Origin of the sequence: Clostridium homopropionicum DSM 5847 (genome assembly GCF_001263795.1) — a bacterium.
In the GTDB taxonomy this organism is placed as follows: domain Bacteria; phylum Bacillota; class Clostridia; order Clostridiales; family Clostridiaceae; genus Clostridium_H; species Clostridium_H homopropionicum.
In genome coordinates, this window is sequence record NZ_LHUR01000022.1 from 35,970 (window position 1) to 59,904 (window position 23,935).

15 protein-coding genes and 2 pseudogenes are annotated in these 23,935 nt (G+C 37.3%); 6 read left to right on the top strand and 11 right to left on the bottom strand.

The features are described 5' to 3' along the window. Positions 1–5: 5 nt before the first annotated feature. The 5 genes from CLHOM_RS08235 to CLHOM_RS08260 all read right to left on the bottom strand — a co-directional run bounded on the left by CLHOM_RS08235 (position 6) and on the right by CLHOM_RS08260 (position 4,797). The gene (locus tag CLHOM_RS08235; RefSeq protein WP_052221225.1) at positions 6–1,940 is read right to left on the bottom strand and encodes a DNA polymerase; all 1,935 of its coding nucleotides are present in this window, start codon (positions 1,938–1,940) and stop codon (positions 6–8) included. Between the two features lie 78 nt (positions 1,941–2,018). Further along, a complete protein-coding gene (locus CLHOM_RS08240) occupies positions 2,019–2,567 on the bottom strand; it encodes a DUF2815 family protein (RefSeq protein ID WP_052221226.1) in 549 nt (182 codons plus the stop codon). After that, on the bottom strand, positions 2,560–3,708 hold the full coding sequence (locus CLHOM_RS08245; RefSeq protein ID WP_052221227.1) for a DUF2800 domain-containing protein: 1,149 nt from the start codon (positions 3,706–3,708) through the stop codon (positions 2,560–2,562). Before CLHOM_RS08245 ends, CLHOM_RS08240 begins: the two co-directional genes overlap by 8 nt. Beyond that, positions 3,701–4,024, bottom strand: coding sequence for a hypothetical protein (locus CLHOM_RS08250; RefSeq protein WP_052221228.1), 324 nt, complete (start codon positions 4,022–4,024; stop codon positions 3,701–3,703). Before CLHOM_RS08250 ends, CLHOM_RS08245 begins: the two co-directional genes overlap by 8 nt. 239 nt (positions 4,025–4,263) lie before the next feature. Beyond that, positions 4,264–4,797 (bottom strand): sigma-70 RNA polymerase sigma factor region 4 domain-containing protein, encoded by a 534-nt coding sequence (locus CLHOM_RS08260; protein ID WP_074782717.1) that lies wholly within the window; start codon positions 4,795–4,797, stop codon positions 4,264–4,266. 490 nt (positions 4,798–5,287) lie between these two features. On the opposite strand from CLHOM_RS08260, the gene CLHOM_RS08265 reads away from it, so the two are divergent. The 6 genes from CLHOM_RS08265 to CLHOM_RS08290 are packed head-to-tail and all read left to right on the top strand — an operon-like array spanning position 5,288 to position 13,590. Beyond that, positions 5,288–5,506 carry a helix-turn-helix domain-containing protein gene (locus tag CLHOM_RS08265; protein ID WP_021623131.1) on the top strand — a complete coding sequence of 73 codons (219 nt, stop codon included), beginning with the start codon at positions 5,288–5,290 and terminating at the stop codon, positions 5,504–5,506. A gap of 23 nt (positions 5,507–5,529) precedes the next feature. Beyond that, the gene (locus tag CLHOM_RS08270; protein ID WP_052221230.1) at positions 5,530–6,768 is read left to right on the top strand and encodes an ABC-three component system protein; all 1,239 of its coding nucleotides are present in this window, start codon (positions 5,530–5,532) and stop codon (positions 6,766–6,768) included. Next, positions 6,752–6,991 (top strand): ABC-three component system middle component 7, encoded by a 240-nt coding sequence (locus tag CLHOM_RS08275; RefSeq protein WP_052221231.1) that lies wholly within the window; start codon positions 6,752–6,754, stop codon positions 6,989–6,991. The genes CLHOM_RS08270 and CLHOM_RS08275 overlap by 17 nt, the downstream gene beginning before the upstream one ends. Then, entirely contained in the window at positions 6,969–8,609 is a 1,641-nt protein-coding gene (locus CLHOM_RS08280) for a DUF2326 domain-containing protein (RefSeq protein ID WP_052221232.1), read from the top strand. The genes CLHOM_RS08275 and CLHOM_RS08280 overlap by 23 nt, the downstream gene beginning before the upstream one ends. A gap of 19 nt (positions 8,610–8,628) precedes the next feature. Then, on the top strand, positions 8,629–11,082 hold the full coding sequence (locus CLHOM_RS08285) for a site-specific DNA-methyltransferase (RefSeq protein WP_052221584.1): 2,454 nt from the start codon (positions 8,629–8,631) through the stop codon (positions 11,080–11,082). Continuing rightward, positions 11,083–13,590: a DEAD/DEAH box helicase gene (locus CLHOM_RS08290; protein WP_052221233.1), complete on the top strand. Its 2,508-nt coding sequence runs from the start codon at positions 11,083–11,085 to the stop codon at positions 13,588–13,590. 197 nt (positions 13,591–13,787) lie between these two features. Here the strand turns inward: CLHOM_RS08290 and rlmD are convergent, their stop codons facing one another. The 6 genes and pseudogenes from rlmD to dnaE (CLHOM_RS08320) form a co-directional block, all read right to left on the bottom strand. Continuing rightward, positions 13,788–15,221 (bottom strand): 23S rRNA (uracil(1939)-C(5))-methyltransferase RlmD, encoded by a 1,434-nt coding sequence (rlmD, locus tag CLHOM_RS08295; RefSeq protein WP_052221234.1) that lies wholly within the window; start codon positions 15,219–15,221, stop codon positions 13,788–13,790. 30 nt (positions 15,222–15,251) lie between these two features. Next, a complete protein-coding gene (locus CLHOM_RS08300) occupies positions 15,252–15,956 on the bottom strand; it encodes a DUF554 domain-containing protein (RefSeq protein WP_052221235.1) in 705 nt (234 codons plus the stop codon). Between the two features lie 486 nt (positions 15,957–16,442). Further along, positions 16,443–18,197, bottom strand: a complete 1,755-nt coding sequence (gene pyk, locus CLHOM_RS08305) for a pyruvate kinase (RefSeq protein WP_052221236.1) — start codon at positions 18,195–18,197, stop codon at positions 16,443–16,445. Positions 18,198–18,224: 27 nt separating this feature from the next. Then, positions 18,225–19,184, bottom strand: coding sequence for a 6-phosphofructokinase (gene pfkA, locus CLHOM_RS08310; RefSeq protein ID WP_052221237.1), 960 nt, complete (start codon positions 19,182–19,184; stop codon positions 18,225–18,227). 290 nt (positions 19,185–19,474) lie between these two features. Then, positions 19,475–21,784, bottom strand: a pseudogene (dnaE, locus tag CLHOM_RS08315) (DNA polymerase III subunit alpha); the annotation flags it as partial. An 837-nt stretch (positions 21,785–22,621) separates the two neighbouring features. Beyond that, positions 22,622–23,782: pseudogene (dnaE, locus tag CLHOM_RS08320) on the bottom strand (DNA polymerase III subunit alpha); the annotation flags it as partial. Between the last annotated feature and the right edge of the window lie 153 nt (positions 23,783–23,935).

Genomic DNA, 23,935 nt, shown 5'->3' on the forward strand with positions numbered 1-23,935 from the left:
TTAATTTAATCTTTTTGATAAAACTGACACTCATAGCCATCAGCACTAAGTAACAGACCTTTTGCCCAGCTTGGTGTTCGTCCCATCTGTTCACAAACGGTAGGAAGTGACATTCTCATATCTGCTTCGATAATAATTTCATCATGTACATGAGCCACAATAGAACAATTCTTTAATGTCTGCATGGCGTAGCACAAAATGTCACGGCTGATTGCCTGAACAATATTCTCTACAAATTTGGGTCCGTAGCTTTCGATTCTTTCCCATTTTTTCGTTCCGCCGACACCTTCATAAGTAACCGACTCACCGCCAAAAACATTCTCTCCCATACGAGGTTTTACATAGGCAAGCCGTCTACCGGAAGGAAGAACAATAAAGAGCATTCCACTTTGATATATAAATTGAATGCCGTGTGTCTCTGTGGGAGTTTTCTGCTTAACACAGGTTTTTACCGCACGGTCAACATCCCACCAAAGTTTTGTGATATTGGGGTTGGACTGTCTCCAAGCATTTACAAGAGGCTGAAGTTCTTCTTCTTCAATTCCCATCTCTAAAGCACCCATCGATTTTAATGCTCCAACAGACCCACCATAGCCGAGTGCAAGTTCGGCTATTTTGCCTTTTTGACGAAGATGTCCGTTCACACCGTGTTTTTCAACAGGTACATTAAACATCTGAGAGGCACTGGCACAGTAGATGTCACCACCCTTTTGGAATACCTCTGTTCTCCATTTCTCACCTGCAAGCCAGGCAATGACACGAGCCTCAATCGCTGAGAAGTCTGCAACGATAAACTTCATTCCATCACGGGGTATAAAAGCAGTACGGATAAGTTCCGATAAGACCTCAGGTACGGAATCATAGAGCAGAGTGAGGGCATCAAAGTTTCCACTACGAACTAAAGCACGGGCCTGTTCCAAATCAGGCATATGGTTTTGAGGGAGGTTCTGCAATTGAATCAGCCGCCCAGAAAACCTGCCCGTTCTGTTGGCTCCGTAAAATTGAAACATCCCTCTAGCACGACCGTCATGGCATACCGCATTTTCCATTGCTGTGTATTTCTTCACAGATGATTTAGCAAGCTGCTGACGAAGCTCCAAAACAGTGCCTAGTGGTTCAGGTGCTGTCTTTAACATCTCTGAAACTGCTTTTTTACCAAGGGTATCTGTTTCTAACCCATTCTCTGAAAGCCAACCTTTCATTTGTTGCACCGAGTTTGGATTCTCTAGATTAGTCATGTCCTGCATAAGAGCAGTTAGCTTTTCACGGGTATGTTCATCTATTGCGACAGCCTGTTTGACAAAGGTCATATCAATGGCAATGCCACGATCATTGATTTCCTGGTCAAGATGATATTCCGCCCATATATTCTCTGGCATCTGAATCTTGGATAATCTCTGCTTTATAGACATCTCGGCTTCCACGTCACGAAGGTTATAGGCTTTAAAACGCTCCCATTTATCCAAATCATGTTCCGGCAGATTTCGTACTCGACCTCCATTTGATTTTGTAGGAGTGCAAGGTGTACAAAAGTATCTGATTAAGTCTTTACCCTCAGTTAGCTTTTGTTTTTCCAATCCTAAAACAGCACCGACACCTTCTAGAGAAAGAGGAAGTCCCATATATGCCGACCATATCATGGAGCACTTCCATGATACAGGGTCAAGATATTCTGAAAGATTAAGCCATTTCGATATACAAACACGCTCGAACATTGCATTAAAAGCCCACTTGGTTACGGAATTATCCATGAGGGCATTGATAATCTCCTCCGGGATTTCCTCTCCACAGGCAAGATCAATAACCTGTACTTCGCCATTGTCAATGGAATAGCCAAACAGCAGAATTTCAAAATCATCACTCTCGACATAACGGTAAACTCCGCATTTTTGAAGATTGACACTCGAAAACGTCTCTATGTCAACAGAAATAGAATTCATATATTACCGTCCTTTCGAATACAAACAAAGTGGCAGAAGAACTTCCTCCGCCACCTCGTCTGTCTAATTATTTATCTGTTATGCCAGGAAATCATCATCTTCAACAGTGGTGAAATCATCCGCAGCATTAGTTCTGCCACCTAAAGGCTCTCCGTCCCTTACCTTCTGGATATTGCCAAGTCCACAGGCTACGCCCTTATTTCCATTTGAGTTGAAAGCATAGAAATTAAGGGATACTCTCGCATAGCAACCGCTGTACACCTCATTACGATCTAGAATAGGTCTGACCGCTTTGTCTACAATCTGAGGTGGAGTATTGCTGTTGGCATTTACGAAATAATGACCTTTGTAAGCCTCGTCGTCACGCTCCACGTCCCCATCCCTAAGCGGCAACTTGATGGCAGCCTTATTCGGTTTCTTACCTCCAAACTTTGCAATGCCCTCTTCAATAGCTGCATCTACTGCTGCATTAATTGCATTGATGGTTTCCTTATCTGTCTTGGGAATCAGTACTGAAACGCTGTACTTTTCCGCTCCGCCATTGATGGATACCGGTTCCCAGCCATGAAAATAGCTTAGCCTTGTATTTACACTTGTAACAACCTTAGTTCTGTTTTGATTATTCATATTCCAATACCTCCGTTATTTCGTTAAATTCATTTTTTACGTTTGATACATTCATAACCGGACGCTTATCTGAAAGTGGGACTAGCGTCGGTTTGCCCGGTGGTTTATGTATGAGGCCACCGAGAATTTCCTCAAATTTTGCCTTACCCATTAACTTCTGCATTTCTGTTAATGTAATGAGACTCTGACGGTAGATATCCTTATAGCCATTTGCCTTGACTGCTTCAGCCACAGCATCTTCATCTTTATATTTACGGACAGACCTACCCTCAACTATCTTAAACCCATGCCACTCTTTACCGTGATTGACTGCAGCATCCGTGGCATAAGAAATGATTTCGTTTGCCCACTTCGTAAGGTCTGTCAATTTAGCAAGGACTTCCTCAATTTCAGCGTCCGTAAGTAGAGGTGGTAATTTAAACTCCGACTGTGCCAGTTTCAGCTTTTCTTCTGCTCTTGCACGGCATTTAACAGCAGCTCGGCAGAAAGTACACCACTCACCTGGAAGATATTCACCTTCACCGTCATAGGCCATCAATGCCTTTGGTTTTAGTTCATTTTCTGCCCAGTCTTTTAATTCCTTTACGGATATAGTCCATGTGCTGACATTCTCCCTACGTGGTTGGAAGATGGTCATGGAAACCTCCTCAATGTCATATAGTCTATCGTAGATTTCCAAAGCTCCAAGTGCATACAGTTTCATCTGCGGGTTATCCACCACATCTACGAGCACCCCCATGCCATATTTAAAATCGATAATATGAAGCCCTTTATCGGCAATGATGATGCAGTCACCCGTTCCGAATCCCTCCGGCACATAGCAAGAAAAATCAAGACGTTGTTCAATAAGTACCAGCGGGTCCGTACAGCTTTGCTTCGCTATTTCAAGCTGCTCCATTACAAATTCCACATAAGCATCACTGTGTTCTTCCATCTCATCGGTGTTATAATCCGAGATAGGACGCTTACTTCTCATATGAAGTGCTTTTTTAAGTTTATGTTCACAAAGAGCATGGGCGGCGGTACCTTCGGCTGCTGCATTGGATTCGTTATTTACAAACTCCAGTTCCAATCTTGCAGACGGAAGACAGTGAAGCCACCTATGCGACCCAGATGCGGAAAGTACTGCGTGATCACTCATTGCCAAGTACCTCCACGTCCTTCAGCATATTTGCATAATGTTTTGAATCAACTTCACTTAATTTAGAGCCGCCATATTTTTTTATAATCTCCCTCACTTCAGCAGTAAGACCGGCTTGACTCTTTTCAGCGAGTTTCGCTCTGACTTCCTCCAATGTGATTTCTTTTTTCTTTGGTTTAGGCTCTTTTACAGTTGTAGTCGGTTCTTTTGTTTCGACAGGTTCATTGCCCGCCATTACTTCTGCAACCGCCTGTATGCTGTCTGCCAAAGAACGCATATCAGAAACCACATCAAGGATTAACTTGATTTTGCTCATGACTTATTCCTCCCTCCTTAATCTCACAGATAGCGAGTTCCTGTACGGTATCACCTGGAACAAGGATAGTCAGTTTCTGCTTATCACCAAGTAAGAAACGAAGGAAACGCTCCCTAATGGTGACATTACGACAGGAAACAATCCCGCCAGACTGTGGATGTTTTGAAACACTGATTTTCAAATTGTGTTTCATGTTCTTCACCTCTTTCCGAGAGCGTTTATGTACTGCCCTCTACCTTTTAGCCTTGAGAAGAGGGGAAAGTTGAGGATTTAGGAAAAACTTTTTTGAAATTTTTCATTGCAGTTTCCATGCGATGTGAAATGGCACCTACTGTAACCCCTTCACGCCTTGCATATTCTGTTACAGAAATGCCATCCATGACGATAGCTATGAGAAGTTCTGCCTGTTTTTCTTTGAGATTCTTGCGAATAATTTCACAGATATATTCATACTCTGCCTGCTTCTCCCGAGCCTCTTCATCTGAGTTATCAGGAAAATAGTCCATATGATCGATTTCATCTTCAGCCTCGTCATCCTTGCGAAATGGCTTCTTGGGCATGCCCCTGTGTCTATCAAATTTATGCCAGTTGTTATATTCCGGCTTATTGAACCGCTCATCTATAATTTCTTGGACAGATCGTCGAGTTACAGTTTCTTTATCTTCAGCAGAAGATAGCCTGTCTTCATAATCCGCATCAATCATTACAGTGCAGTCCTCGTCTGGCACCTCCAGATAGGTAGGTTTGTTGTCATACAGAATTCTAATTTTCATTTTGCATCCTTTCCGCCGGATTGCACTGGCGGCAAAGGATACAAAAATAGGCCTGTACTAGAAGTACACAGACCCTTATATCCTGAAAATGATCGCAACAAGGTAAGGTACTTCTATTGCAACGCATAACAATCCTAAACGGACTGAAACGTTGCAATATGTATCCTTTGCCCTTATTGCAAATCAGGCATTTGATATATTTTTTTGTAGCTGGTAAGCGGTCAAGTTTTTCTATTTGCTAAAGTAAGCTTGTCTTACCATCTATTTAAATTCTAATAATTTGGGCGTCTTAAATCCTCAGCTGGCACTCTGCTGACACTCCGCTGATACTCCGCAAATTCTTTTTTTACATCACGACAAAAAAACTAAGCATTTGTAAAGAAATACTTAGTATTTTTAGATTATTGATTGAAATTCGCTTAGTAAATTGCTATAATTAGTAAATACGCATCAATAAAAACCATCCAATAGTGCTTGGAGGGCGTTAAAAATGGCATTTAGTTATAATAAACTATGGAAGCTTTTAATTGATAAAAAGATGTTGAAAAAGGATTTAATGGAAAGAACAAATTTAACTTCAACAACGTTAGCAAAAATGGGTAAAGATTTACCGGTAAGCATGGATGTGTTAGGAAGAATCTGTAAAGCTCTTGAAGTTAACATAGGCGATATCGTTGACTACATCGATGATGATACTCCGAAGAAATAAAATTATTGAAGGGGGCGCAATGTATGAAAAAGTTATGCTTTGGTACTTTTGCAACAATTTTAAAGAAATGCATGGCTAAAAGAGTTACACAAAAACGATTGTGTGGTACCATGCTTCTTTCTATTGCGCCCACTTATGATATTAGTGGTGAAGATGGTACCGTTTCAGATTTAATACTAGGCAAAAAAAATTTATCCCCAATAGTAACTGAAACAGCTCCTGATGTAGATCCTCACGATATTTCAGATTACTTTAAGCAAAACATTCTCCAGATGTTGAATAGTAATAAGAGAAGCCTAATCGTTTTAGCCCTAAAAGACATTATTGCATCTGATAACTCTATCGAGCCTGATACAATTGTTGAAATAGTAAACCGCATGACAAAGGAAGATATCATAAAGCGTAATTCCTTTGTATTGGAGGACTTCCTTGCAGGAATCCTACTTTATACAGTGCTTTACGTCGAAAATCGAAATTGCGAAGGCAGTGTTAGTGAGATAACAGATGAGTACATACATTCCTTTGAAGATAAAAAATTAGACATAAGCTTCATTACGGCATATAGTAATTTGATTCCAGAGACTGCTTACGAAATTGCGATTGACGCCCACTCTCTCGTGTTGCTTGCAGAAACAGGGGGCAAATGCCAAAAGTGCGGAAGAGTTTTAGGTATTAAAAAAGAAGGCAATGACATTAACTACGCTAAAGTCGTTCGCCTTTCAGAAACGGATGAAGTGCTTCTGTGTGTTGAGTGTGAACGCGAAATCCAGAGTGCCTCCGAAGAAGAGAAATTGGCTTTGCTTTCGGACAAGCGTGACCTGGAAAATCTTATGATAGCAAGGGATGCTACTTCGCGATATACACTAGAAAAACAAATTGAACAAGTACTTCGGGAAGTAGATTTAATGGATGTTACCGATGATACACAGCTAAAAATCAAGCCTGTTAAGGTTGAGAATAAAATTACCGAAAAGCGGTTGAAGGATCGGGTGCTGTTTGATGTCAGGCAGTTATATGAGGGGGTAAACGATTCATTATATCGGCTAGCTGGTGAAAACAGATTAAACGTTGATAGGTTTGCTAAAAGCATTAGACGGATGTATGAAGATGCAAGTGAATCACATATATCACAAAGCGAAATTTACTATCTGCTTGTTGAAACATTGTTTGAAAAGACAGGCCGCAAATATAGAGGAGCGTGTGAGATTATAATCTCCTACTTCGTACAAAGGTGTGAGGTGTTCGATGAGGTTACCAAATAAAGTAATTCCCTATACTAATAGCGTTATTGCTCTTTTTCCGGATATCTTAGAGGCATTAACGCAACAGGACATGTCCCCTAAAGAGTTGTTTGAAATAACAGCTTCTCGTAAAAAGGACTTAGCTGATTTTCTAAGTGCTTTAAACTGTTTGTTTGCATTAGGTAAAATTGAATTAATTGAGGAAGGGAGGGTGCTTCGCTATGTTAAAGGAAATTCAGTGTGATAAATTTGCACCGGATCATCGAGTTATCCGGTTTAACTCTGGTCTAAATACAGTTTTAGGTAGTGCAGGTGGTAGTAATGCAATCGGAAAATCAACATTTCTATGGATTATAGATTATGTATTCGGCGGTGAAAGCTACTACTCCCTAACTGATGATATAAAAAAGGAAATAGGTTCGCATATCATCTATTTCACTTTCGAGTTTGATGAACAACCATACTATTTCTATAGAAGTACGGATGATCCTAAAAATGTATATCGGAGTGATGAAGAGGGCCATTTCATTACAAAATTATCGCTAGAAGATTTTCGGAAATTTCTGTTTCAGGAATATAAAATTGGGATTCCTTCCCTTGCATTTTCAGAAATAACCGAGCGTTTTTTCCGTATCTATGGCCGTGAAAATACACTTGAAAAGTATCCGTTGCTTGTAAAACCTCGTGAACAGGATGAAAAGGCTGTAGATTTTCTATTAAAGCTATTCGGGCACTATAGAATTCTTGCTTCTATAAGAAGTATGGAGGAAGAACTCGGAATTAAGTCTTCACAACTTAAATCTCGCCAGCGCCAAAAGGTTGACATAGAGAAAATTGAGAGTAACCAAAAAACAATAGAGTCGTTGAGGAATAGACTTCAAAAGCTAATGAAAAATAGTGAAGAAGCTCAATTAGCCTTGTTTGGATTTGACACTCAGGCGTTTGAGAGAATAACAGCAATTCAAAAAGAATTAAATAGCTTTGTTCGCAAGCGTAATCGCCTCCAATCACAACTTAGTGCTATAAAGAGCAATATTGCTGATAACAAAGTAGACACCGCAAGTGAATTTGATTCCTTGGTACATTTTTTCCCAAACACTAATATAAAAACTTTTGAAGAGATTGAATATTTTCATAAGAAAATTAGGGAAATCCTTGGCGAAGAAATGAATCAGGAAATCGAACGATTACAACCGTTAATCAATCAGTATGATCAAGAGATTATGCGACTTAATCGAAAAATTGAAGAGTCTGGTCTTGCAAAAGAGATGTCTGAGAGAGTACTATCTCAGTGTGTTAATGTGTCTAAAAGTATTGATAAGCTTGAGGAAGAAACAGCGGAATTGATTCATCAAAAAGAGCTTCAGGATGCACGAGCTGATGCAGAACAAATACTTGAAAAACTGTTGCAGCAACAAACTGAAAAATTGGATGAAATACAAGATGACATAAATCTGCGCATGAATAAAATTAACGGTGTAGTAACTGAGGAACAGGAAACTGCCCCTCTTTTGTATATCACTCCTCAAAAGGAGATCGTCTTTGAAACACCTAGCAATACAAGTGAGGGAACAGCATACAAGAGCCTTGTTGTGTACGATTTAAGCATACTTGAATTACGTCCAATCCCTGCACTTATCCATGATTCAAATATTTTAAAGCGTATCGAGGATGTTCATCTGGAACTCATATTGGAACGTTATCAGACCAGTAGACGTCAGGTTTTTATTGCATTTGATAAAGCTGACTCTACAACTACAAAGGCTCATAAAATCTTAGAAGAGACAGCAATCTTACGCTTATCGGACGGAAATGAATTATTTGGTCGTTCGTGGAGTAAATACGAATCGAATGATTATTAACATAGGAGGATCAAAAGAAATGGCTGCAATTGATGATTTATTGCGCCAAATTCCGGACACTTCCTTGCGTAGCCGCTTGGAACAGGAATTTGCCCGCATTTCAAAAAATAAAAAATTTGGACTCGTATTTGAGGAGCATATCCCAGAATGTACTCCTCTTTACAACGTTCCTATCAAACGCGGTTCGACAGTTGCGTTAAAAACTGGCCACATTAATGATGTATATACAGTAATAAAAATAGATGGTGATTCTGCTATTTGCCGTAATAAAACAACAGGGGATATAATGAACTCCCCACTTATGAAGTTAGTTTCAGTTGCTCAGTTTGGGGAACCGATATTTCCTACTCTTCAGCCAATTGATTCTGTAGAAAATGCGCCTGATAGTAATTTATGGCATTCAATCATTGAAGCAGATAATTACCATGCACTTCAGTTACTAGAATATCTCTACCCCAAGAAGGTTGATTGTATTTATATTGATCCACCATACAACACAGGTGCGCGGGATTGGAAATACAATAATGATTACGTAGATTCTAGTGATAACTGGCGCCATAGCAAATGGCTTTCAATGATGCAAAAAAGATTAAAAATTGCTAGAAGGATATTGAACCCTGATACGGGTATATTGATTGTTACAATCGATGAGCACGAAGTTCATCATCTTCGCACTTTACTTGCGGAGCTTTTCCCTGAGGCTCATATTCAGATGGTAACTGACGTAATTAATTATAAAGGCGTATCACAGGGACATTTTGCTCGAGTTGAGGAGTATATTATTTATGTTTTTATGCCGATGGCGAATATTTCAAGTTGGTACGATAGAATGCTTGGCGAAAACGATACTTTTTCTAAAAAGGTAACATGGGCATCTTTACTTAGACGAGGCAGTGATTCATATAGGCAAGATTCACCTAATTTATACTATCCAATATTAATTGATGAAGAAAATAGCCGGGTTGTCAAGGCTGGGGATGTTTTACCATTAGGAGAACACCCTGATTACGATGCTACTATAGATGGATATAAAGCAGCATGGCCCGTTCGAACTGATTTATCAGAAGGCCGATGGTCAATGAGCAATGAAACTTTAAATAAGATGATAGAGCTTGGATATGTTTCTGTTGGAAAATTCGATCCTAAGCGAAAGACATGGCCTATTAAATATTTGTTTAAGAAACAACGCGAACAGATTGAACGTGGAGAGATAATCATAACTGGGCGTAACAATGTTACTGGAGCCGTTGAGGTGGAATATGCTGGAGAGACAAATCAGCTCGTCCGAACTGTTTGGTACCGAAACTCTCACAATGCAGGAACATATGGAACTGACATGATTACAAGTATACTCAATAAACCCAATACATTTTCTTTCCCTAAATCACTTTATGCGGTACATGATGCGCTTGGTGTGGTAATTAAAGATAACCCAAATGCTCTCATTGTTGATTTCTTCGCTGGGAGTGGTACGACTCTCCACGCCGTGAATCTATTGAACGCTGAGGACAGCGGTCACAGGCGATGCATACTAGTTACCAACAATGAAGTTTCTGTTGACGAGGCACGGAATTTACAAAGGAGCGGCTATCAGCCGGGTGACCCTGAATGGGAAAAACAGGGAATTTGCCGAGCAGTAACTTGGCCGAGGACAAAATATAGCACCCTTGGCAATCGTGACGACGGTACGGTCTTGACAGGCGATTACTTTACAACCCTGACTGAAACAAAAGAAGTTGAACGCTCATTCTATCAACTTGGCTTTGCTGAAGACTTCGAAGTTCTAAAGAGCAGTGCCAAGAAGCAGCTTGTCTCTTTGCTTCGTAGCAAGGAAGGAAAAACGCAACTTCCACAAACGTTGGTAAAAGCGGATAGTAAATTCATCGTTTCGGATAAACATACGGCATCGATTCTTTTTGATGTAAATGCTGTTGATGAATGGTTGGATGAGCTGGAAGGTCAAGACCACATCATAGACTTTTACATTGTTGTTAAGGAAGCAGCGGTATTCAAGAGAATTAAAGCGAAGGTTTCCGACTTGCTCGGCCTTATAAATGTAACATCACAAGTTAAGCGTCCAATGAGCGAAGGCTTTCCAACCAACGTAGAATACTACAAGCTGGATTTCTTGGATAAAACCAGCGTGTCACTGGGGCAACAGTTCCGTGAAATATTACCCTTACTTTGGCTTAAATCTGGTGCAATCGGTAAGCGGCCTGAAGTAAGTAGCAATGAGGAACCGGAAATGTTAATTCTACCGCAGAACGGCTTCGCTATTCTAATTGATGAAACAAAGTATGCTGAGTTTGCTGAAAAACTTTCGGAGGAAGATAATATTAGAGTTATCTATTTCGTCACCAACTCCGAGGAAGCCTTCCGCGAAATGACTTCGGGAGTTAAAGCAAATAACACATACCAACTATATCGTGATTACATCGATAACTTTGTATTAGGGAGCAGGAGGGATTCATAAATGAGAGATATACTATTTCCTTTTCAGGAAACAGCCCTTGGTGAACTGCATTCTGCAATTAAAGATGCTCATGCAGTGTGGCGTGAAAATAAGCCTCAGATAATCTCGTTTTCCGCACCTACTGGTTCGGGAAAAACTATTATTATGACGACTCTTTTTGAGGAAATACTCTATGGTAACGAGGACAACATCGGAGATCCAGATTCAGTTTTTGTTTGGCTTTCCGATTCACCAGAGCTCAATGAGCAAACACGGCTAAAAATTGAAAGCAAGTCGGATAAAATCCGTGTTAGAGACTTAGTGACTATAGATTCAAATTTTAGTGCTGAGTATCTCGAAGGTGGTTGCGTTTATTTTCTAAATACACAAAAACTAGGTTCTGATAAGCTACTGACTTCAACATCTGATAAGCGTCAGTATTCTATATGGGAAACCCTTACTAATACTGCAAAACAGATTCCTAAAAAGTTTTATGTGGTGATAGATGAAGCACATAGAGGAACTTATACCTCTGTGCAAGCAGAAAATAAGGCTCAATCTATCATGCAAAAATTCATTAAGGGTAGTGAAGATGACGGTCTTTGCGTCATGCCTTTAGTTATAGGTGTAACTGCAACCCCTCAGAGATTTGATAACTTAATTGCCGGAACGACTTCAACGGTTCAAAAAGTCATCGTTCCACCTGAGCTTGTTCGTGAGTCAGGTCTTTTGAAAGATAGAATTATTATTCACTATCCAGATATTCAATTCAATGCTGATATGACCATGTTTAAAGGGGCAGTTGATAATTGGCGCAAAAAATGCACTCATTGGAAGACTTACTGTGAGCGCGAAGATGAAAAAGTGATAAACCCTATTCTTGTTATTCAAGTTGAAGATGGAAATGATCGTATAGCAACCCAAACCGATTTGGGGGCTTGCATCGATTTACTAGAAGAAACGCTGGGACGCAAATTACAGCCTGGAGAAGCGGTACATACTTTCAATGACCATGGAACTCTTAAAATACGTGACGTTGAAATTCAGCAAATTGAAGCCTCTCGAATTCAGGAGGATGAAAGTGTATTAATCGTATTCTTCAAAATGAATCTTTCCACAGGTTGGGATTGCCCACGAGCTGAAACGATGATGTCATTCCGCAGTGCACAAGATTATACTTATATCGCTCAGTTGCTGGGACGTATGATACGTACGCCTTTGGCAAGACGGATTTCTTCCGACGCAGAGCTTAATAGTGTCAGCCTATTTCTTCCATACTTTGATGAAGAAACAGTGAAAAATGTAGTCAATGCTTTGCGTGACAGCGAGGCTGCTATGCCCACTGAAACAGGTACCAGTAAAGAGCTTGTTACACTTGGACGAAACCTTGCCTATTCCGATGTATTTGAGGCAATGGATAACCTCATAACTTATCGGATAGATTCATCTCGAAAGCAGGCACCACTTAAATTATTAATACAGCTTTCCCGTGCGCTGACAATGGATGGTATCGACTTAGGGGCGCAGAAAGCTGTTAAAAATGCAGTTTTATCAAAAATGGATGATGAGATATCACGGATAAAAGAAAGCGGAGACTTTGACACTCGAGGGGCTTCAATTACTGGTTTTGCTCTCGGTACACTGATATTTGAATACGGAGACAATGCCTATTCCTTTGATGAAGAAACACAGACAATGACCATGTCCGATTTTGATATTTCCCGACATTTTGAGCAAGCCGGAAAGTTGTTGGGAGAGGGTTTACACAAGGAATATTGGATTCGTCATAGTACCCGAGACCATATTGATGTAAAAAAAGAAATCATCATTCTTACACATGATACTGATGCAATGGAAAGGATTAATGACTATGCTGAGGAAGAATTCATAACACTGTACGAAAACAACAAGCGATCCATTGCTAGACTTAGCGAGGCACGAAAGAATGTCTATGAAAGATTAACTAATGCTTCTGTACAACCGATATCTGTACCATGGATACTACCAGATTCAATCGATTTTTCTATACCAGATAATAGCATAAAATTTGAGCAGCATCTTTATTGTTCTGAGGATGGCACATTTGAAACATCACTGAATCCATGGGAAAGCGGAGTTGTTACAGAAGAGCTTAACAATGGTGCTGTATGCTGGTTACGTAATCTTGACCGCAAAAAGTGGTCACTAGAAATCCCTTACGAAGTCAGCGGTGTCACCACTCCTATGTTCCCGGATTTAGTTATTGTTAGATCTGATGCACAAGGTTATGTTTTTGATATTTTAGAACCACACGATCCTAGCCGAAAAGACAATTATCCTAAGGCAGTGGGTTTAGCAAAATTCGCAGAGAAGCATTGGGATATATTTGGCAGGATTCAGCTCATTCGACTTAAAAAAGGTGTAGATGGTCGTGAACATTTCTATCGACTAGATATGGGAAAAACAACGATTAGGAATAAAGTTCGTGGCATAACATCAAACGAGGAACTGGATAGGATTTTCGATACAGATGCTGTACGAGAAGATTAAATAATGCATCTATCCTGTCTCCTCAACCTCAATAAAAAATCTAATCTGTCAACTCGACCCTATCGCTTTCAGGGCAGTTGATATGTTTTCTCAAAGAATAAAAATAAGGGTCTCCCGACATTAACATCTACGGCAAAGTAGCCGTGAGAAAAGTTCAATGTCAGGAAGCCCTTTATTTATCCGTGTTTTGAATAACCCTATTTCTCCACCCTTGACATCAAGACAACACACTCAACATGCCCCGTCATAGGAAACATATCTACTGGCTGCACTTCTCTAACCTTATATCCTCTTTCCTCTAAAATTCCTAAATCTCTAGCAAGAGTACCTGTGTCGCAGGAAACATATACTATCTTGGAAGGTTTCATTTCTCCAATGGCATCAAGTAGGCTTTTCTCACAGCCCTTTCTCGGTGGGTCTACTACAACTACATCTGCCTTTATGCCTTTATTTATAAGCTCTGGAATAACCTCTTCTGATTTTCCAACAATGAATTCTACATTGTCAATCTTATTCTCTTTTGCATTTAACTTAGCATTATCAATTGCTTGTTCTATAATTTCTACTCCATATACCTTTTTAGCCTTTTGAGATAGGAATAGTGATATGGTTCCTGTTCCACAATAAGCATCAAATACTATTTCATTTCCTGTTAGTCCGGCATACTCTAAGGCTTTATTGTAAAGCACTTCTGTTTGAATAGGGTTCACTTGGAAGAATGATAATGGAGAAATATTAAACTTAAACTCACCTATGTAATCACTAATATTATCTTTTCCATATAAAGTTATATTTTTTTCTCCTAAGATTACATTAGTCTTTTTAACATTAATATTCTGAACAATACTAGTTATTCCTTCAATATTATCTCTGATTAAATTTACAAATTCTTCTTTATTGGACAATTCCTTTTGCTTTGTAACTAGAACTACCATAACTTCTCCAGTTCTAAAGCCTTTTCTCACCATTATATGTCTTATGCTTCCAGTGTCCTTAATTTCATCATAAGCTTTTATATTGAACTTTTTCATCCATGTCTTTGTTAGCGCTGCTACCTTGTCAGCTACTTCGTCTTGAATATTACAAGTATCCATTCCTATAATCTCATGACTTCTTGCAGCATAAAACCCTACCTTTAGTTCTCCATTACTTTCTCCTACAGGCAGCTGTACTTTATTTCTATACCTATACGGCTCCTTCATGCCAATAGTGTCATGCAAAATAATCCCTTCTTCTTTATTAGGAACTGGCAGCTGGTCACTGGTTACTGGCAACTGGTTACTAACCTTAAGTTTACCTATCCTCTCAAGAGAATTCTTAACTCTATTTTTTTTAAATTCTAATTGACCTTCATAGCTCAAATGCTGGAGGCTGCATCCACCACATCTTTTGTAAATACTGCAAACAGGTTCTCTTCTTTCCTTAGAGGCTTCTATTACCTCTAAAAGTTTTCCAAAGGCAAAATTTTTCTTTACCTTAACTATTTTTATTTTTACTTTTTCTCCTATTAAGGCACCTTCTATAAATACTGCATAATCATTTATTCTAGCTACCCCTTCACCCTCATGTCCAAGACCAGTAATTTCTACAAGGTACTCTCCATTTTTCTCTATGGGTATAATCTTATCCATTCATTTCTACCTTTCATTAAGAAATTTTTACTAATTTATAATTGTTATAATAAATTGATATATTATAGGAAGAAAAATTGCTGGTAATAAATTTGCTACTTTAATTTTTGTTGCATTTAACATATTTAAAGCTAGAGCAATAATTAAAAATCCTCCTATGGCAGTCATGTTATTAATTACGTCTGCAATTAATACTCCTTTTAAAGAGCTTGCGCATAATGTTATTAAGCCCTGATACACAAAAACTGATGCAGCTGAAAGTAATACTCCTATCCCTAGTGAAGAAGCAAATATTATAGAAGTAATTCCATCTAAGACTGATTTTGCAAAAAGAGTCTTATGATTTCCTACTAATCCACTTTCAAGAGATCCTATAATTGCCATGGCTCCTATGCAAAACAAAAGACTAGCTGTAACAAATCCTTTAGATACTTGTCCGCCCTTATTGTTTAATTTTTTTTCTATATTATTGCCCAAGTTTTCTATTTTTTTATCAATATCTATCTTCTCACCTACAACAGCTCCAATTACAGTTGAAATTATTATTACTAAAAAACTAGTAGAATCTAGCTTATCTGTTACTCCAATTATATTTGAAGCTCCAATGAAAAGCACACATAGTGCAAGACCATCCATTACATTTTTAGCAACCTTTTCACTTAAACCACCTTTTAAGAAAATTCCTAATGTTCCTCCAGCTAATATGGCTAGAGCGTTTACAATTGTGCCAAGCATTATCTTGCTCCCCCCTATTTGAATCTTGTTATTCCTTTGTAAGTATAAAATTTCTAATATTAAGTAACATATCTATTATAAACTCATATGTGATAAATATAAACTTTAATTTAAGATATAAGAATTTTATGAAGTAAAATTCTTAGTGACCAGTAACCAATTCCCAGTAACCAGTTTTATTAATTCTACTGGCAACTGGTCACCGGTTACTGGTTACTAAAGAAAAATGCGCCGTATTTTTCTTATATTTTCCAACAAAAAAAGGCATCCCAAATAAGGATGCAAAGAATGGAATCAGTTGCTTACAATATATTAAATTATTATAACCATTTCTATACAGTTTATACTAAAATTCTAAAAATAGCTATAATATTTTTATATTATACCATATCTAATTAAATTTTATAATACTTCTATTAGGTTTACATATCATTGTAACATATATTTAACATATTATCTATAGTTTATTAATTATTTATGTATTTTCTAAACTATGTTTGCTCTTCCGCTGTAAACCACGCCTCTTACAACATCCATTGTAATAAAGGTACCTGTTTTGATGCTTTCAGTTGCTCCCCCAGCATTACAGATTATTGGAATTCCTCTTGAAAGGCATTCTATTGCCATATGAGATGTTAGTCCACCGCCTTCTGATACAATACCAGCCACTCTATCTAAAACTTCCATGTAGCCTTTATCTAAATTCTTTATTATTAATATGTCATCATTTTGAACTAAATCTGAAGCTTCTTCTGGACTTCTAAGTACTTTCGCTGTTCCAAAGCCTGGATAAGAACCAGCTCCCTTTCCTTGTACAAGAACGTCACCAACAATGTGAACCTTCATCATATTAGTAGTACCAGAATAATGTACAGGGATTCCAGCTGCCACTACAACTAAATCTCCATTTTTAACGTATCCTTCTTCCTTTGATCTATTAACGGATTCAAGAATCATCTCATCAGTTGATTCAAATTTTCTTGCATCAATAGGGAATACTCCCCAATTAAGTGCTAATTTTCTTGCAACCTTTTCATTTGGTGTTACTGCAATAACAGGGCATTCTGGTCTGTATTTAGAAACCATTTTAGCTGTATTTCCTGTTTGAGTTGCAGTAATTATTGCAGATGCATTAAGCTCCATAGCAGTTGTACAAGTAGCAAGGCTTATAGCATTAGCAACATTTGAAAGAGCATTTTCCATTCTCTTGTTTAGTGCAGCTACATAATCAATTTTTTCTTCTGCTGTCTTTGCTATTTTTGACATAGTTTTAGCAGCTTCAATTGGATATTTTCCATTTGCAGACTCACCGCTTAACATTACTGCATCAGTGCCATCAAATATAGCATTTGCAACGTCTGATGCTTCTGCTCTTGTAGGTCTTGGATTTCTCATCATAGAATCAAGCATTTGAGTTGCTGTAATTACTGGTTTTCCCGCTTTATTACATTTTTCTATTATCATCTTTTGAGCTATAGGCACTTGTTCTATAGGAATCTCAACTCCCATATCTCCTCTAGCTACCATAATACCATCAGAGAATTTAATGATTTCATCTATATTGTCTACGCCCTCTTGATTTTCAATCTTAGAGAAAATCAGAATGTCTCCACCACCGTTTTGCTCTAGAATCTTTCTTATAGCTAATACATCTGTTGCCTTTCTTATAAAAGATGCTGCAACTAAATCTACCTCTTGCTGACATCCAAATACTAAATCTGACTCATCCTTTTCAGTTAATGCTGGTAAATTAATTTTAACATTAGGAACATTAATTCCTTTTTTGCTTGATACTACTCCGCTATTTGCTACTCTGCAATGAATCTTGTTTCCTTCTATTTCTTCAACAGTAAGACCAACTAAACCATCGTCTATTAAGATAGCATTTCCTATTTTAACGTCCTCATATAACTTATCATAAGTTATTGAACACTTAGTTTCATCTCCAATTACATCTTCACCGCAGATAATAGTAAATCTATTGCCTTCTTTTAATTCTACCTTATCAGCAAAATCTTTAGTTCTTATCTCTGGCCCTTTTGTATCCAACATTATAGCAATTGGCTTATTTAGCTCTGCTCTTAGCTTTTTAACCAATTTAATTCGCTCACCATGTTCTTCGTGACTTCCATGAGAAAAATTTAATCTTGCAGCATTCATTCCTGCTTTAATAAGTTCTGATAACACTTTTTCGTTATCACTTGTAGGTCCAATCGTAAATACCATTTTTGTTTTTTGCATAAATTTGTCTCCTTTTATATTTAAAGATTAATAAGAAAGTATATTAGCTATGTTATATAATTCTTCATTGAATTTACTTTCCATAGCCAATGCTTCTTCTATTTCAAAATCAACTACTTCATTTCCTCTTACTCCTACTACTCTAGAGGATTTCCCTTGTTCTAATAGTTCTACTGCTCTCGCACCAAGCCTTGAAGCTAGTATTCTGTCTGCAGCAGTAGGACTTCCTCCTCTTTGAATATGTCCAAGAACAGTAGCCCTGGTTTCAATACCAGTTACCTCTTGGATTTTTTTCTTCAAAGCCTGGGCTCCACCTACTCCTTCTGATAAAATTATGAGATTATGGAGCTTACCTCTGTTTTTCCCTTCTAAGACCTTTCTGCATAATAGGTTCACATCGAACTCCTTCTCAGGAATTATAACACTTTCAGCTCCACCTGCTATTCCTGCAAAAAGAGCTATATCTCCACAATTTCTTCCCATAACTTCAACTATACTAACTCTTTCATGAGAAGATGAAGTATCTCTTAATTTATTTATGGCATCTAATACTGTATTTAGTGCAGTATCAAAGCCTATTGTGTAGTCGGTATAGGCTAAATCATTATCTATGGTTCCCGGTAGACCGATGGTATTTATTCCCATTTTCGAAAGCTCTCGAGCTCCTTTAAAGGAACCATCTCCTCCAATAACTACGAGTCCGTCTATTCCAAAAGCTTTCAAGATGTTTACGGCTTTTATTCTTCCAGCCTCAGTTTTGAATTCTTCACTTCTAGCGGTTCTTAATATAGTTCCACCTCTTTGAATAATATCTGCAACACTATAGCGTCCCATTTCAAAAATCTCTCCATTTATGAGACCACTATATCCTCTTTGAACTCCCATTACCTTAAAACCTTTTTCTAAGCCGGTTCTAACTACCGCTCTAATAGCAGCATTCATTCCTGGAGCATCTCCACCACTTGTTAAAACTGCAATAGTTTTCATAATCTATTACCTCCTACAATTAAGGGACTTTTTTTATCCCATCAAAACCTCATAGTTACTAGTTTTACATCGTAGTCTACTTTACGGATAGTATATCATTTTATATATAATTTTTCATATATTTTTTGAATTAAATATAAAAAATTTGATAATTATCACTATCTTCTTTATAGATATTTTGTTTACCTGCAAGATAAATATACTATAAATATTTTACTGTGCTCTATTACAATAATAAAAAAAGCCATGCCCATAAGAGAATTCTTAAAAATCCCCTATAGACATAAGCTTTACAATAACTTTATGTTACTTTCTCCATATTTTTCTTTTAAATAAGCTAATAATTTTTCCTCATCACTTATCCAATAATCTCTTGATAAGAGAAATTTCTCTCTTTCTTGTTTAGTACATATATATACAGGTATATTTCCAGAATTCGAAAGAAAAATAGATTTTAATTTTCTTATATTTGGTTTTACATCTTTATTACTTTCTACTAAAATATACAGCTTTTTACTTTTAAAATTTACAAGCTTCTCCATTCCATCACAGATAATTTTTGCCTGCTCATCTTCCCTCTTTGTTACTCTTCCTCTTATTAATACAATTTCATCTTCAACTATAAGCTCTCTAAAAGAATCTAGTATTTTAGGAAATATAATAACCTCTATAGTGCTGTACAAATCTTCTAACTTTATAAAAGCCATCATGCTATTATTTTTAGTTATTTTTCTAGTTGCCTCAGTTATTATTCCTCCTAAGATAACTCTATCTCCATCCTTTATTTTAGAATTTTCCTCTTCTATATGCCTAGTTACTTCGTCAATAATGTCTTCTTCTAGAGATCCGTCACCAATAATATCAATGGTTTTTGCTGAGGTTTGTCTTTTTAAAGCTTCTTCATATTCCTCAAGAGGGTGTCCAGTTAAGTACAAGCCAGTCATTTCTTTTTCCATAGCTAGCTTATACTTTTTATCAAATTCCTTTATATCTGGGAATTTAATTTCTATTTCTTTAAATTCCTCTGTTAAAGTAGAAAATAAGCTTACTTGCCCATCTATATTTTTCTTTCTTTGATTTGTTACCGAGTCTAATACTTTTTCATAAACTGCAAGCAACTTTGACCTATATACTCCAAAACAATCAAAGGCTCCAGCTTTTATAAGACTCTCCACCATTCTCTTGTTTATACTAACCGTATCAATCTTATTACAGAAGTCTACAAAAGAATTGAACTCACCTTTTTCTTCTCTAGCCTTAACTATACCATTTATGATGTTTTCTCCAACATTTTTTATAGCTGAAAGTCCAAAGCGAATTTTTCCCTTTTGCACTGTAAACTTGCCATAACTTTTATTTATGTCTGGAGGCAGAGTATCTATTTCCATATCTTTAGCTGCTCTTACATATACAGCTACTTTGTCACTGTTTCCTCTTACGCTGTTTAGCATAGCTGCCATGAATTCAGTTGGATAATAGTATACTAGGTATGCTGTGTAGTAAGCTACAACAGCATAGGCAGCCGCATGGGATTTGTTAAAAGCATATGAAGCAAAGTCCATCATCTGATCATAGATTTTATTTGCACTTTTTTCATCAATCCCATTTCTTAGGCATCCTGGTACTATTACATCTCCATTTTCATCTTCAATACCATAAATAAAGTTTGCTCTTTCTTTCTCCATTTCCTTATGTTTCTTTTTGGACATGGCACGTCTTACTAAATCACTTCTACCCATAGAATATCCTGCTAATGCCCTAACAATTTCCATAACCTGTTCTTGGTAAACCATTACTCCATAGGTAACATTTAGTATTTCTTCCAATTGAGGAGCATCATATTCTACTTCATCAGGATTATTCTTGTTTCTAATGTACTTAGGAATTTCCGCCATAGGACCTGGTCTGTATAAACTTATGCCAGCTATTATATCTTCAAGACTCTCTGGCTTTAGTTCCTTCATAAAGCTAGTCATTCCCGGAGATTCTAGCTGAAACACTCCTACTGTCTTGCCTTTTCCAAGCATCCTATAAACTTCTTTATCCTCGAAATTAATTTTATCCAGATTAATTTCTGTACCAGTATCTTCTTTAATAAGCTCTATGGCATCTCTTATTACAGTTAAGGTTCTAAGTCCAAGAAAATCCATTTTTAGCAAACCAAGTTCTTCCAGTGTCGTCATAGTAAACTGAGTTACCACAGCCTCTTCATTTTTTGCAAGTGGAACATAATTCACTAAAGGTTGTGATGCTATAACTACACCAGCCGCATGGGTGGAGGTGTGTCTTGGAAGTCCCTCCAATGCTCTAGCTACATCAATTAAATCTCTAATTCTTTCATCTGTTTCATAAACCTCGTTTAGCTCTGGATTCATTTCCAATGCCTTGTCAAGGGTTATGCCAAGTACTGTTGGAACCATTTTAGCTATTCTGTCTACTTCAGCATAGGAGTAGTTCATAGCTCTACCTACGTCTCTTATACAAGCCCTTGGTGCCATGGTTCCAAAGGTAATTATTTGAGATACATTATCCTTGCCGTATTTTTCTACTACATAGTCAATAACTTCTTGACGCCTTTCGTAGCAAAAGTCAGAATCAATCTATTATACCCTCTCTTTCAAGATACTTTAACACTAATTTATATAGTGGGTATAGACTATATCTTCACCTACCGTCCTTATCGGTTTAGGCTGCCCCGCTTCGAAGTAATTAAAAATATTACCCCTACGTGCCTTTGCACTAGTCGTTGAACCTTCCTCTCTTCAAGGCTTGGCTGCATGGTTTCCCAGTAGAGTCTGACTCACCTCAAATCCCTATGATTTTTACGGTCATGCCACCTTCACGCCTAGATTTCTCAATCTTACGTTGTGGTTCATAGGGCTCTCAGGGTATTCCAGCAATTCAGGGCTCTTTAAATACAGTATTTCTACTGTATACGACTAAGTTCTATTGTTATATAGTTGTATCATATAATTCAATAATATTATCCTTGTATTCATCTAGTTGGTATCTTTTCATCTTATTATCCTTTTCGTTAAAGTTTAATAAAATAAGTCACTATATAACAAAACATCTTAATCTGGCATAGAAATTCTTTCAGGATTTAAGAACATTTGTTATTATCCACAGGCTTTTTATCCTATGCTCTGGAGGTTTCCCTCATTTTCATCAGTTAGTCAATTCTAACTCAGATTGGACTATATCATTTTAATAAGAATTATATTTATATTATGCGATAAAAAGCAAATAATATACGAACATATATTCTTATTAAATTGGGCACTCGTGGAGTGGATTATTACGTAGCTACTCACCACTCTAGTCTCTGAACCTTCCTGGTACTTTTATGCTATTCCCAGACTTGGCTGCTGATTGGCATGCTGCGTATGCAGTTTAGCTTTCCAGCAATTCACCCAATTTAAAGAGCGCATCTTTTCACGCTCAAATATCAAGCTATACTTAATAGGGTCTACCTTAGTAATACCCAAAGTGTACGCTACAAGAGAACCTGCAGCAGAACCCCTGCCTGGACCTGTCATTATTCCTTTTTCCATGGAAAACCTGAAAAAGTCCCAAACTATAAGGAAATAATCTACATAGCCCATTTGATCAATAATCTCTAATTCATATTCAAGTCTTTCTTTTAATTCTTCTGTTATGTCTTCATATCTTACAGAAAGCCCCTTGTAACATAGGTCTCTTAAATACTCAAAATGATCAATCCCCTCTTCAAGTGGGAACATTGGCAGCTTAGATTCATGAAATACATAATCAAAATTACATTGTTCAGCAATTTTAACTGTGTTCTCTAGTGCTTCTGGTACGTAAGAAAAAATCTCATTCATTTCTTCTGGAGATCTTAAGTAAAATTGCTCTGGTTCATATCTCATTCTGTTTTCTTCATCAACAGTTTTCCCTGTTTGAATACAAAGAAGTATATCATGAGATCTAGAATCTTCTTTATTAATATAGTGAACATCGTTAGTTGCAACTAGTGGTATGTCTAGTTCCTTTGAAAGCTCTAAAAGCATTTCATTTACCTGAAGCTGCTCTTCTATTCCATGATACTGAAGCTCCAGATAAAAACCATCTTTAAAGGTTTCTTTATAAAACAAGGCAGCTTCTTTAGCTTTCTTATGGTTTCCAGCTCTTAAATTGTAAGAGACCTCTCCAGCAAGACATGCACTTAAAGCTATTAATCCTTCGCTGTGTTCTATTAAATACTCATGGTCAACCCTTGGCTTATAGTAAAATCCATCTATTGCAGCTTTTGAAACTATCTTCATGAGATTTTCATAACCCTTTTGGTTTTTTACTAATAGCACTAAATGATGATTTCTGTTTTCCATGTCATTTTTTTTAATATCCATGGACTTTGATGCAACATATATTTCTGACCCAATGATAGGCTTAATGCCCAATTCCTTTGCCTTTTTATAAAAATCTACACATCCATACATAGCTCCATGATCAGTTATGGCAAGGCTTTGCATCCCTAATTCCTTTGCTCTTGAAATTAACTTGCCTATTTTACCAGAACCATCTAATAGACTGAACTCAGTATGCACATGGAGATGGACAAAGTTTATATTCTCCAACTAATCTCCTCCTTTCCTCAATATTTATAGTTAAAAAGCATATTAACTTTAAATTCTTCAATATTTCTATAATACCACAATATAATGATTAGTAGAATTCTAATCTAATTTTAATCTTTCACTAATAAAGCTCTAATCTAGCTGCTTTATTAT

Bases quoted from the DNA above. Each gene is read 5' to 3' on its own strand.
- CLHOM_RS08235 (WP_052221225.1), bottom strand. From the start codon at position 1,940: ATGAATTCTATTTCTGTTGACATAGAGACGTTTTCGAGTGTCAATCTT.
- CLHOM_RS08240 (WP_052221226.1), bottom strand. From the start codon at position 2,567: ATGAATAATCAAAACAGAACTAAGGTTGTTACAAGTGTAAATACAAGG.
- CLHOM_RS08245 (WP_052221227.1), bottom strand. From the start codon at position 3,708: ATGAGTGATCACGCAGTACTTTCCGCATCTGGGTCGCATAGGTGGCTT.
- CLHOM_RS08250 (WP_052221228.1), bottom strand. From the start codon at position 4,024: ATGAGCAAAATCAAGTTAATCCTTGATGTGGTTTCTGATATGCGTTCT.
- CLHOM_RS08260 (WP_074782717.1), bottom strand. From the start codon at position 4,797: ATGAAAATTAGAATTCTGTATGACAACAAACCTACCTATCTGGAGGTG.
- CLHOM_RS08265 (WP_021623131.1), top strand. From the start codon at position 5,288: ATGGCATTTAGTTATAATAAACTATGGAAGCTTTTAATTGATAAAAAG.
- CLHOM_RS08270 (WP_052221230.1), top strand. From the start codon at position 5,530: ATGAAAAAGTTATGCTTTGGTACTTTTGCAACAATTTTAAAGAAATGC.
- CLHOM_RS08275 (WP_052221231.1), top strand. From the start codon at position 6,752: ATGAGGTTACCAAATAAAGTAATTCCCTATACTAATAGCGTTATTGCT.
- CLHOM_RS08280 (WP_052221232.1), top strand. From the start codon at position 6,969: ATGTTAAAGGAAATTCAGTGTGATAAATTTGCACCGGATCATCGAGTT.
- CLHOM_RS08285 (WP_052221584.1), top strand. From the start codon at position 8,629: ATGGCTGCAATTGATGATTTATTGCGCCAAATTCCGGACACTTCCTTG.
- CLHOM_RS08290 (WP_052221233.1), top strand. From the start codon at position 11,083: ATGAGAGATATACTATTTCCTTTTCAGGAAACAGCCCTTGGTGAACTG.
- rlmD (WP_052221234.1), bottom strand. From the start codon at position 15,221: ATGGATAAGATTATACCCATAGAGAAAAATGGAGAGTACCTTGTAGAA.
- CLHOM_RS08300 (WP_052221235.1), bottom strand. From the start codon at position 15,956: ATGCTTGGCACAATTGTAAACGCTCTAGCCATATTAGCTGGAGGAACA.
- pyk (WP_052221236.1), bottom strand. From the start codon at position 18,197: ATGCAAAAAACAAAAATGGTATTTACGATTGGACCTACAAGTGATAAC.
- pfkA (WP_052221237.1), bottom strand. From the start codon at position 19,184: ATGAAAACTATTGCAGTTTTAACAAGTGGTGGAGATGCTCCAGGAATG.